Consider the following 11,786-nt stretch of genomic DNA (forward strand, 5'->3'; position numbering starts at 1 on the left):
AAGCTTTATGCCTAAACACAACTTTTGAGATTGATCCCTAATAGCTCACATTAAGATTGATTTACAATGGATTATTATGATATATTTAAAAATAAAAAAATCCGTAAGTAATTGATACTTACGGATTTAGGCACATTCTGATACCCTAAAAGTCGGGGTGGCAGGATTCGAACCTGCGACCTCCTGGTCCCAAACCAGGCGCGATGACCGGGCTACGCTACACCCCGAAAACTTAGCGGAGAGACAGGGACTCGAACCCTGGCATCGGTTACCCGATGANAGATAATTACTTCTCTAATGCGGATGCAAACATACTGCGACTTTTTGATTTCTGCAAATAGATTATTGGAAAAATATCAACCTTTTTTGCGTATAATCTTTATCGTGTTCGTTATTAGTAAGATATGTTTTTGTTAAAAATAAGATTTTTACTCTACTTGTTTTAATTAGGATCTTGGTAGTCGTAAATATTGGATTAAACCTTGTGAAAATAAGATGAGGTTAGTTCTAAAAGGAAAGGGTACGCTAACTGCATTAGCCCAAATTGACTGTTTTGTGAAATGTCTATATTCTTAGAAATATGCTATCAGTGGATTATCTTTATTTACATTCGAGAAGGAGAAAAGCCTTTATGTTTTATTTTGCTTTTATAATTGACTCCTTATATTTTGGATTCATTACTTTTGTATTTCTATTACGTAATTTTTTATGGATAAAGTAAAAGAACACTGGGAAGGTGTTTACAATACAAAAACTGCGGACCAAGTGAGTTGGACGCAAGTTAAGCCTGTTCATTCACTCAAGTTGATAACTGATTTTAATCTACCCAAAGATGTTAAGATAATCGACATTGGTGGGGGGGATAGTAACCTTGTTGATCATTTGATAGAAGCAGGTTATACAGATATTACTGTTTTAGATATTTCTAAGTCAGCCCTTGAACGTGCAAAGAAAAGGTTAGGGGACAAAGCTCATCAAGTAACTTGGATAGAAAGTAATATTACGGACTTTCATCCAAGTGAGAAGTATGCTATTTGGCATGACAGAGCCGTTTTTCATTTCTTAACTGCACAAGAGGCAAAACAGTATAGCGAATTGGTAAGTAGTGCAGTAGAAGGAGGAATTATTATGGCAACATTTTCAAAACAAGGTCCTTTAAAATGCAGTGGGTTAGAAATTATACAGTATAATGCAGAAGATATTAGCAACCTATTTGAAGGACATTTTAGTCTGCAGGACTACTTCTATAGTGATCACATGACTCCATTTGAGACTACACAGAACTTCGTTTATTGTCGTTTTTTAAAAAATAAATAATATAATATATGGGATTTAGTAAAGATATTGCTTTCGATACCGATCGTTTGCATTTTGAGATAGTAAGTGAAAAGTATAAACAAGATATTTTTGATGCTTTGACACCTGTGGTAGCAAAGTTTCTTCCTTTTGTACCGACGGGGAAACTCGAAGATACACAGGGCTTTATCGATTATAGCTTAGGTCAATTAGAAAAAGGACTTGATATCACATTGGTAGCAAGCAATAAAGCGACAGGTGAGTTTATCGGTTGTTGTGGTTTACACGATATTAACGATGAGTCAATTTCACTTGGAATATGGTTGAAAGAAGCTGCTTTCGGCAAGGGATATGGTACTGAATTGATTAAGGGGTTGGAAGATTACACTAAGTATAATTTAGATGTAGATTACTTAATCTACAATGTTGAAAAAGACAATAGTGGAAGTATAAAAATAGCTGAGAAGTTAGGATATGTGTATCACAATTCATTTGTTAGAAACATCAGTGAGGAGAAAGTATTGAATATGTTACAGTATCGAAAACCCAATGCGAAAAAATAGATTGATTTACTTTTAAATCAAGGATGTGTTATTTAAAAAGAATAGAGAGTTGAATAGAAGTAAGATTGATTTTAATCAAATTCCCTGGGATAGGTTAGTTCATTGGGAAGGTAGAGCCCATAATATTCCCGCATTAATACAAGTAATCGAAAGGGGAAGTACTCACGAACAACGCATGGCGCTTGTTACTTTAGCTAATCAAATTGAACAAAAAGGTGGTTTAGTTATTTCTACTCCTATCGTTGTGGCATATTTACTTGAGCGTTTGACCGTGGATAGCAATAATCAAGATTTGATTTTGCGTGTATTGTTGAAAGTAGCAAAAGCCATTGGATTGCAGTGGGAAGTTTTTATCAATACGACTGAGTTTGATGGGTTGAGTTTTGGAGAAGATATATGGAGTCAACATTCAAAATATTTGTGGCCTCCATATCTTAGTCAGGTAGAAGATGATGCGCTGTGGGCTTCTTTAGATCCTGTATTGTTTTACGATCACGCTTGGTTTTATACAAGGGAATTATTGATTGCAAACAAGGAGTCAATCTTTGGGGTAAGGGCTAAGGATGGAATTGAACAATGTTTAATTTACGATTTAGAAACCATTATAAACATGGTTAAAGATCAACAGAGAAATATTGTGTCTATTGAAGACTTTAGTTACGAAATAGACCATTTGAAGTTTGTGCCAATATCTAATGACTTTCTCTATGATATCTATGATAATTTAACTGAAGAAGTGTCTAAGTACTTAAGTTTTGACCCTGTAAAGAACATTGAGTTTACAAAAGAATATATAAGAAGTTCTCGAGTAGAATTTGAACGAGGAGCTGCAATGGTGCTAGTTGTTTTAGATACAAAGAATAATGAATTTGTTGGTAGTTGTGGTATTCACGATATAAACGATGAAACTGTTGAGCTGGGGTTATGGCTAAAAGAATCTAAACAAGGAAAGGGACTTGGGACAATTATTGTCCAAGCGATGTTGAATATTGTTAAAGAAAATATCAAAACGAGGACTATTATTTATTCTGTAGAAGAAGCAAATGAATATAGTTCGCGTTTGCCAATTAAATTTGGCTTTCAATATGTCTATGATTTTATAGTAGAACCATCAGTTTTAAAGAATAGATTGAGACGAATGCAGCAGTTTCGCTTGCAATTATAATTAAAATTGACATACTGAAAAAAGCAATTTGCCACTGTGCATTCTGTTATTGTCTATGCAAAAGGACGCTTTGAAAGAAAGGTTTTGTTTAACCACTTTTAAAGCGTCTTTTTTGTTTTATTAGCTATAATATTTTTGGTTTTTAATACTTAATATATTTGTGAGACTGATGTTGACTTATAGTGTATTTAAATAATTTTCACCTTGCAAGTAAGTATTTTAATCAGTCTGAAAACGGAATATCCATGTGGTAAAATAGAAGTTTGTACGGGGAAACTTTAAAAAGTTATCGAATTAAATTAAAAAAGCTTATCCAGATCATTTGTTTTTTATCGGAAATAGGTGACTTTGTTAAGTTCTTCATTGTGTTTTTTAGAGTTTTAAGATGCTCTCTATCAAAAGGCTTACTTTTTTGTTGTGAAAACTTGTCAACGCTATGTCGTGTATTTTTCAATACTTTAATGAATTGTTTTTTGTATATGTAAATTTGGATAATTTTTTGTATATGTAAATTTGGATAATTTTTTGTAAACAATTGTTATGGTTTCAAGAGGTTGTTTTGCGAATTATGAATATACTTTACTTTAATGATTAGTAATAGTTTAAGGAATGTTGTTTTTTATGAAAATAAAACTCATATTTTGAATATTTTTATTGTCAGTTTTTAAAAAGGTACTATTTTTACAAAATAAATACTTACTTGCTTTTGGACGAGTGACGGGTAGTGTTTTTTTTAGTATAAATAGATTAACAATTTCTCATTGTGTAATTATTGTTTAGGTAGTTATTACATGGTGCGCTTTGTTGGTTTTAAATTTAAAACACAAATGAATAGTCATAAGATTCAAAAGAATTATTACCACTTACTTTGGTTTTTATTTAAGAGGTTTGATTTGCTTAGGAGGATTGATGTTGCGAATGCTCAAGAGACGGTCAATTTTATAATTATAGTTAACTTCTTGAATGTTTATTGGCAAATCCTTAAAGAAAAAAAAGTAAGCAGCAAGAGTAAACCTTTGTGTTTACCCTTATTCTTTTTGTTAGATCACGAGAATAAAGCTCATGCTATGTCTAATGAGTTAGCGGAGTTATTGCCCATTAGTAAAGGGTTTGATTTTAGCGATATCCTTAATAAAGATAAAGAGTATTTTGAGAAAATGCCTAGTCATTATCGCTATATTGAGTTTGATTTAGTCGATAAGTTTAGCAATAGTTACAAGGCACTAGTCTTACGTGTTTCTATGAATACTGATTTTGATATTTTACAAGGATTTGCTTTGCCTTTTAATGAAATACAAAGTGCTTTTCCAATTGATTCCCATTTACACAACGCATCAAATGGATTTGAAAATAGTATAATTCAAGCACATGACATTGTTCTACGCATAGATAGTGCAATGGATTTTGATGTAAATCAGAAGTACCCTACACCAGTAGAGATAGCAAATAAAGTTGGTTTAACTTTGAACCAGTTGCAGATAGGATATAGGAAAATATACAATACAAATTTTTTGAGTTTTTACAATGAGAATAAGAATATATATGCTTTTTACTTTATCGTATCCTCTACTTTGAGTTTAAAAGAAATCGCGTTCAAGTGCAATTACAACGATTATAACACATTTTACAAATCATTTAAAAAACAATTTGATTTATCTCCAAGTGAAGTTAGGGAACTTCAAGTAAAATAAGTGCGTTAATTCAATGTATTAAGTGTTTTATTCAATGTGTCATTTCGATAAAAGTTACGTACTTTACTCCCCTGCTAAATTAGTACATAATGCGTTATTTTGATAATTGTAAATTACTTTTTAGTATAGAAAATAGATAAGATAAAGTGAGTAATAAAAAAATTTCATAAACAACAAAACAGCTTTTCATTTATAATTTATTATTCATTTATTTTTCTTACTACAGAGGTTGATTTCGATTGACTTTTTAAGTTATTATACTCGTCCTATTTAATAATGACATAAAATAGTAGTAAGAAATATGATTTTAATTAAAAAGAACGATTTAGTTTTAGCCAATTTGAAAAACTTTATCCCCACAAAACATCTTTTTGATTAATGTCAATAAAGAGGTCAAAGTAATTCTTTGGCCTTTTTTGCTTTAATTTATCGCAACTTTTTTTCTGATTCCCTATTTGTTTATCTGTAATATTGTCCTTTAAAATGTTGATATGGATTTATTTACACAGTTTGTGGATGAGGAAAGGGACAATCTGTTGCCTTTTGATGGAGAAGTACTTTTACATGGCTTTGCTTTAACTGTCGAAGAAAGTCTTTATTATTATTCCAGGTTATTGGATGAAATCGCTTGGAAACACGATGAAGCAGTAGTGAACGGGAAGAGAATAAGTACAAAGAGGAAAATAGCTTGGTATGGAGATGAAAGATTTGCTTATACGTACTCTAATGTTACTAAATATGCTTTGCCTTGGACGGAGAGTTTATTGGTGTTGAAAACAATTGTAGAGGCAAAAACGGGAGAGACTTATAACTCTTGTTTGTTAAATTATTATGCCACAGGAGAGGAAGGGATGGCTTGGCATAGTGATGGAGAGATAGATCTGAAAAAGAATGGATCGATTGCCTCTTTGAGTTTTGGAGCTACAAGAATATTTAGCTTCAAACACAAAGAGTTGAATCAAAAGAGAGATGTCGTTTTAGAAACAGGGAGTTTGATTGAAATGAAAGGAGTAACACAAGATTATTGGTTACACCGTTTACCTCCATGTAAGAAAGTAAGAAAAGGCCGAATTAATCTGACTTTTAGAACAATAGAAAAAGAGTCGCAGAACTTTAGTGAATAGATTATGAAGTTAACAAATTGACTTATAGATATTTGAATATTTTTTAAAATACTTGATTAGAAATGCATAGTAAATGATAGTTTTTCATTTATTTTTCTTAAATTTAGTTCAATCTCTTTAAGGTTATTCTTGTTATTTAAGGAGACTTGTTTTTTTAATTAAAACTACGGTTATGGTCGAAAAGTATTTATATCAGTATGTTGGCCTTCATTTGAAAGGTAGAAAGAAGAATATAATCTACGGTATAATAGTAGACTATAATGAGGAATGGGTATTGATTAAACGCAATGTAATTGAGTATATGATCGACGGTTATGAACTAATAAATCGAAGTAAGATCGCTCAAGTCTTTAAAGATGATCATCTCAAGTTTAAAGAAGATATTTTCAAGGCTAAGTACATTGATTTCACTTATACGCCTTTTGATTTAAGTGAAGACTTCTTTACTATATTGAAGCAAATCAATCAGAAGTATGGTGCATTTTCTTTAAGATTAAAGCATAGTAACGATTGGCGTATTGGTAGATTTCTGGAAAAAGATGGTGAGTGTGTTTTCGCTATTGAAGAACTATCAGAAACTGGAGAATGGTTAGATACGATTGATGAGTTAAGTGTTGATGAAGTTTACGGTATAGGCTTTGACTGTGATTATGTACAATCTTTATTGTTGTTTGCGAATAAAAAAATGGGAATAAGGTAGTTATCACTTTCTAAAACTCTAAATTCTTTCAATTGAAAGACTATGTTTAGCATAAACAAGTGAATATTTATATGATTTATATCATATTTTACCTCTTTTTAAATTGTATTTTCTTATCATATAAATATCATTGATTATTATGTATTAATAAAACGTGTTTATTTATTCATTATTAGTACTTAAGGGTATAGATGTATCAATTATTGTGAATTGTTATACGCCTTATTGGTAGTAAATGTGTAATGTTATAAATTGCGCTGTTTTATTTTATTAGCTTTTTAACATAAAATATATTTGTATTAATAGCCAATTACAAATATTTCGGTACAGTTGTTGTTAATTAGTATAATGAGGTAAGACAATATTTTCAATTATTATAATAAAGCCAAGTAAAAGGTAGTTGAAAATAAGAAGAACAGTATAAAACAACAAAACAAAACATTATGGAGAAAGTAGCCTTTAATAACAAAGGGTTTGAAGCCAAAAAAGCTCAATTATTTGGTTTGCAAACAGAAGAATTACAAAATGAATTATTTAACCTTGTATATAATACAAAGGAATGGGTTAAATCTAATTTCATTTTGAGTAATGAGCAGGTTGTCAAATTAGATGAGCAACCAAGAGAATTTTTGAGAGCTTTAAATTTTGCTCCTACAGAGTTCTGTTATAATTAAGATTTAAATTATTATTACCATATAAGCCTTGAGAAGTATTTCTCAAGGCTTTTTATTTTCTCATACTTTACGGCAATGTGAAATTTTTGTTGAAGGGAGTTCAAACAGAAGGTTAAAAGAAAGTTATCTTGTATTTATATAGAATGATTTTAATTAATTTTGCCAGAGTTATTACAGAATTTATGGATTACACTTTTACAAAAGATAAAGAGATTGTTTTTTCTCGCGATAGCAAGCATTTAATAGTATCTTCTCCTAAGAAAATGGATTACTATATTGTGGTGCTTGGAATAAAAGGGAGTATGAAACTAAGAGTTGGGTACCATAGTTTTGTAATAGATGCAGGAACGATTTCTATTATTTCACCTGACGTAATATACAGTACTAAGTCTGTTTCTGAAGATTTTGAGGTTATGCAGATCTTCTTTCACAAATCGTTTTTGTATAAGTTATTTCTAAAGGAGAACATTATTGATGAACTCCTATATTTAAATGCTGATTATCCGCCATTGTATAGATTAGAAGATCGCTATAATGAAGTGCATTCCTTATTTAGCAGTATTGAAATAGAGTTGCAAGAGAAATATGCCTACCACCTTGATATGATACGCTTAAAGGTTATTGCTTTATTATATGAGTATAACAGAGCTTGTGAGTACTGCCTTCTTGGTTTTCGAAAGAATATGAACAGACAGTATCAATTGACTTATCAGTTTAAACAATTGGTTGATGAAAAGTATAAAGATCTGAAAAGCGTACAGGAGTATGCATCATTATTGGGGATTACAGCTAAGCATTTAACGGAAGTTATCAAGGAAGAAATAGGAGATACAGCATTACACCTTATTCACGAACGCATTATACTCGAAGCGCAGTACTTACTCAAACACAGTGGCTTTTCTATCAAGGAATGTGCATACGAATTAGGGTATAATGATGTATCCTATTTTAGTAGATTCTTTAAGACTTATGTGGGGGTCACCCCAAGTCAGTTTAAGTGTAAAAGTATTTAGTTAATTGTCCTGGTCGAACGTATCACTTATTTTTTCAAAGTCCCCAAAAGGAAAGTGAAGGTTTCTCAGTTTTTTTAAGTTCTTCTTCTTTAATATACATAGATATACGAAATCATCAGCTTTATTTAGCGAACCTATAGTGTAGTCCTTATGCAGTGTTTTCTTCAGCTTTTGAAGGGTGTATTGATTTAATTCTAAGGGTAGGAAATCTTTTTTTCGATAAACGTTTTTAATTTTCTTGTGTAGGGTATTGATGTCTTTAGAAAACTCCATATCTAATTCAAAAGCTCTTTGAACAATGAAATCTATTAATGCTGTTTCTTGGTGTTTCTCATTTAGGTTCAGTTTAAAGAAAAAGTCATTACCTAAAAGATAATGGAGTAGTTTGTCATCTTCAACTTTATCTCGCATTTCGTTGAGAATAGCATTGTGTTCTTCTGGAGATAAAAGAGATTGCAATAAGATTATTTTTTCAGTTTTCATAGTTGTTGTTTTTTGTGGTTATATACTTTAAACGTAGATTTTTTATAAAAAATTGCTTTAATAATGTTAAGAAATTATTATTTATTGCCGCTATACAAACCATGATTTTGCATCGCATTTCATAGGCTGCTATGTGAATTTGTCAATCATTTTTTTGTATTTGTTGTAAAATAATCTTTAAAAGGAACTGTTAATTTACAATTATATATTGATTTTCAGGTTTGTTTTGTCAGAAATTCAATATGTGATTCATTGATGAAATTTGATATTCGTATTTGAATATTTAAAGTTTGTAGGTATTACTTAATGTATATTTGAGTAGTGGTTATAATGATGACCTCGTCGTCGTCATAGATAGATTTTTATAAAACCGGTCACATAGTGATCGGTTTTTTTATGTAATATTGTAAGTACTTTTTTAGATAGATTATTGATAAGATAATTTAGTAGAGTAAATGTGTTATTTGTGTTTTTTCGAATTTTAATATGAAGATAATTATAGGAGGTAATAAGATTATATGCTTTGTTCTTCTGATACTGAGTTTTTCTTGTCAACAGAAAACAGAAAAGGGAAGCGAACAACGGCAAGCAGTTGAAAATAATCAATTAATTAATCAAGGGGAAGCAAATGTCTTAAATGTCAATTATGTCAATATGGATAGAGATACCTTGTTTATCTCTTATGACAACATAAATAATTGGGCACTTATTAAGCTTAATAAGAAGGAAGTTATCTTGCCTAAATTAGTTATTAATGGAGATACAATCTATAAAGATGATAATTTCTCTTTAGGTTTTTGTAGTAAGAAAATTTGTTTAAAAGATAAAAAGAAAATTATTTTCGAAGGAACTATTGTTAAATAATAAAAAACTTGCTAATTTAGATAAGTCAAGTGTTTTGTATAATTAATGTTAAGGCAGTTTTCTAAATGGTGAAGAAAACTGCTTTTTCTTTTTAATCTATTGATATAAAAAAATAGTCGAATAAAGGCAACTAATTTTGTTTTGTCGCGTTATGCTTTAATAAGGGATAATATTATAGTAAATTTGATTTAGTAAAAAAAGAAGAATAAACATGATTGGAAGATATATTGTCAAGTATGGGATGCTGGTAGTAATGTGTTTCGCTTTTAATGTGGATGTACTTGCAAAGAAAAAACCAAGCCTTAAACGCGCTGACAAATATTATAAGAATACTGAATATACAAAAGCTGCTGAGGAATATAAACGCTTAGATAGAGGCAGCCGAAATACAGATGCGTATGTTTACTTGCAACTGGCTAACTGTTATGATAAGTTAGATCGCGTTATCGAGGCATCTACTTATTATGGTAAAGCCATTGCCAAGGACAAAGATATAGATCCAGAGGTGTTGTACCGCTACGCAAAGATTCTACAGAAAAGTGGTCGTTATGAGGTAGCTCGAGATATGATGGATGACTTTTCAGAGCTAAAACCTACCGACAGTAGAGCAAAAGACTTTTTACAAGATCCTGATGCTTATTATAATCTATCAAAGTTGAAAGAGCGATTTTCTTACCAAGAATCAGGAATGAATGATCGATACTATGACGATTTTGGTGCGTTAATGACTTCAAATGATACAATATACTTTGTGTCGAATCGCACGAAACAAGAAAAGAAAATAGCCCGAAAGCTATTTGAAGTTCGCGACAAGTATAAGAGATTGCCTAACTACGATATCTACCAAGCGGAGTTTAAATCACCTTCCGACCCCATTTTTAAAGCAACGAGATTAAAGGGAACTATCAATAAGCGTTTTAACGATGGGAGAGCTACACTCGCTCCAGACGGAGAGCGCATTTTCTTTGCTTCCGAATCGTATAGACATCGTCGCTTTAGAAAGAATCCAATCGTAAAAAGCAGAGACCGAATAATGAATCTCTTTGTAGCACAACGAAAAGGAACAAAGTGGAGAAAAGTAAAGAAGCTACCTTTTACCAAGCCTCATTACACTTACCAGAGTCCAGCTATGAGCGCAGATGGTAAATATTTGTATTTTGCATCTAATATGGAGGGGAGTCATGGTGAGCTTGATATTTGGCGTGTTGAATTGTTAGAAGATGAAGATTACGGCGAACCTGAGAACTTAGGAAGTGTTATTAATTCTGGGACAATCAACGACGATCCTTTTGTAAGCGAAGAAAATATATTGTATTTCTCATCAGATCGATGGGGTGGATTTGGAGGAATGGATATTTATATGGTTGACTTAGATAGTAAAAATGCTAAACCTATTAATGTAGGTCCACCTATTAATACCGCATTGGATGACTATTCTTTTTCATTTTATCCCAGTAAGAATATAGGGTTCTTTTCTTCCAATAGAATTGGTCGTAATGACATTTATAAAGTACTTCCAGTATGTAAACGCGATGTTGAAATTACAGTAAAAAACAAGAAATTTGACAAAGTTATTCCAAATGCTTTAGTGCAGTTTACAAATAGTAAGCGAATGACTGAGGCTGAAGCTGTGACAAGAGAAGATGGTAAAGTAGAGGGATATATTACTTGTGGCGAAACGTATAAAGTAGAGATTAATCACGCCGATTATATCAACGAAGAATTAGAGGTTTCAATTGGCAAGGATCAAGAAAGGGAGTCAATAGTTGTTTACTTAAGACCTTTAGAGGAATTAATGATTGAAGAAGACCGCATTACGCTTGCGCCAATTCACTTTGCTTTTGATCAGAAGGAAATCACGTTAGAAAGTAAGCACGAATTAGATAAATTAGTAAAAGTAATGAAACGCTATCCTACTATGCGTGTAAAAGTGGCATCACATACAGATAGTAAAGGTAAAGCAGAATACAATTTGAAATTGTCTGAGAATAGGGCTCAAGCAACTGTTGAATACTTAGTTAGTCAAGGAGTAGCTGAGGATAGATTAGAGTATGAAGGTTACGGATCTAAGGATCTAAAGATAAAATGTAATCCATGTGATGAGGCACAAGATGCTCAGAATAGGCGTTCAGAGTTCTTGATTTTGAATAAATAGCAATTTATATATATCAAAGAGAGGGTGTCCCAAAAGGTCACCCTCTTTTGTATTATAT

Annotated in this window: 11 protein-coding genes and 1 tRNA gene; 10 read left to right on the plus strand and 2 right to left on the minus strand. The window is 31.4% G+C overall.

Going from position 1 to position 11,786, the window contains the following annotated elements; all coding sequences use genetic code 11:
* Window positions 1-152 precede the first annotated feature (152 nt).
* Window positions 153-227 (minus strand) — tRNA-Pro (locus GJV76_RS14300).
* Between the two features lie 481 nt (window positions 228-708).
* Between GJV76_RS14300 and GJV76_RS14305 the strand changes: the two genes are divergently transcribed.
* From GJV76_RS14305 to GJV76_RS14340, 8 genes are all read left to right on the plus strand, one after another.
* Complete coding sequence (locus GJV76_RS14305) at window positions 709-1,317, plus strand: class I SAM-dependent methyltransferase (RefSeq protein WP_155093279.1); 609 nt, start codon at window positions 709-711, stop codon at window positions 1,315-1,317.
* A gap of 8 nt (window positions 1,318-1,325) precedes the next feature.
* On the plus strand, window positions 1,326-1,859 hold the full coding sequence (locus GJV76_RS14310; protein ID WP_155093280.1) for a GNAT family N-acetyltransferase: 534 nt from the start codon (window positions 1,326-1,328) through the stop codon (window positions 1,857-1,859).
* A gap of 49 nt (window positions 1,860-1,908) precedes the next feature.
* Complete coding sequence (locus tag GJV76_RS14315; protein WP_155093281.1) at window positions 1,909-3,024, plus strand: GNAT family N-acetyltransferase; 1,116 nt, start codon at window positions 1,909-1,911, stop codon at window positions 3,022-3,024.
* Between the two features lie 827 nt (window positions 3,025-3,851).
* Complete coding sequence (locus GJV76_RS14320) at window positions 3,852-4,715, plus strand: helix-turn-helix domain-containing protein (RefSeq protein ID WP_196216237.1); 864 nt, start codon at window positions 3,852-3,854, stop codon at window positions 4,713-4,715.
* A gap of 491 nt (window positions 4,716-5,206) precedes the next feature.
* Window positions 5,207-5,839, plus strand: a complete 633-nt coding sequence (locus GJV76_RS14325) for an alpha-ketoglutarate-dependent dioxygenase AlkB family protein (protein WP_155093283.1) — start codon at window positions 5,207-5,209, stop codon at window positions 5,837-5,839.
* Window positions 5,840-6,011: 172 nt separating this feature from the next.
* Window positions 6,012-6,539 (plus strand): hypothetical protein, encoded by a 528-nt coding sequence (locus GJV76_RS14330; RefSeq protein WP_155093284.1) that lies wholly within the window; start codon window positions 6,012-6,014, stop codon window positions 6,537-6,539.
* 443 nt (window positions 6,540-6,982) lie between these two features.
* Window positions 6,983-7,213, plus strand: coding sequence for a hypothetical protein (locus GJV76_RS14335; protein WP_155093285.1), 231 nt, complete (start codon window positions 6,983-6,985; stop codon window positions 7,211-7,213).
* A gap of 143 nt (window positions 7,214-7,356) precedes the next feature.
* A complete protein-coding gene (locus tag GJV76_RS14340) occupies window positions 7,357-8,226 on the plus strand; it encodes a helix-turn-helix domain-containing protein (protein WP_230381571.1) in 870 nt (289 codons plus the stop codon).
* On the opposite strand, the gene GJV76_RS14345 is transcribed toward GJV76_RS14340, so the two are convergent.
* Window positions 8,227-8,709, minus strand: a complete 483-nt coding sequence (locus tag GJV76_RS14345; RefSeq protein WP_155093286.1) for a hypothetical protein — start codon at window positions 8,707-8,709, stop codon at window positions 8,227-8,229. It abuts the gene before it with no gap.
* A 486-nt stretch (window positions 8,710-9,195) separates the two neighbouring features.
* Between GJV76_RS14345 and GJV76_RS14350 the strand changes: the two genes are divergently transcribed.
* The gene (locus GJV76_RS14350; RefSeq protein WP_155093287.1) at window positions 9,196-9,573 is read left to right on the plus strand and encodes a hypothetical protein; all 378 of its coding nucleotides are present in this window, start codon (window positions 9,196-9,198) and stop codon (window positions 9,571-9,573) included.
* Window positions 9,574-9,784: 211 nt separating this feature from the next.
* Entirely contained in the window at window positions 9,785-11,728 is a 1,944-nt protein-coding gene (locus tag GJV76_RS14355; RefSeq protein WP_155093288.1) for an OmpA family protein, read from the plus strand.
* Window positions 11,729-11,786 lie beyond the last annotated feature (58 nt).

Source organism: Myroides albus, from assembly GCF_009711045.1.
Lineage (GTDB): Bacteria > Bacteroidota > Bacteroidia > Flavobacteriales > Flavobacteriaceae > Flavobacterium > Flavobacterium album_A.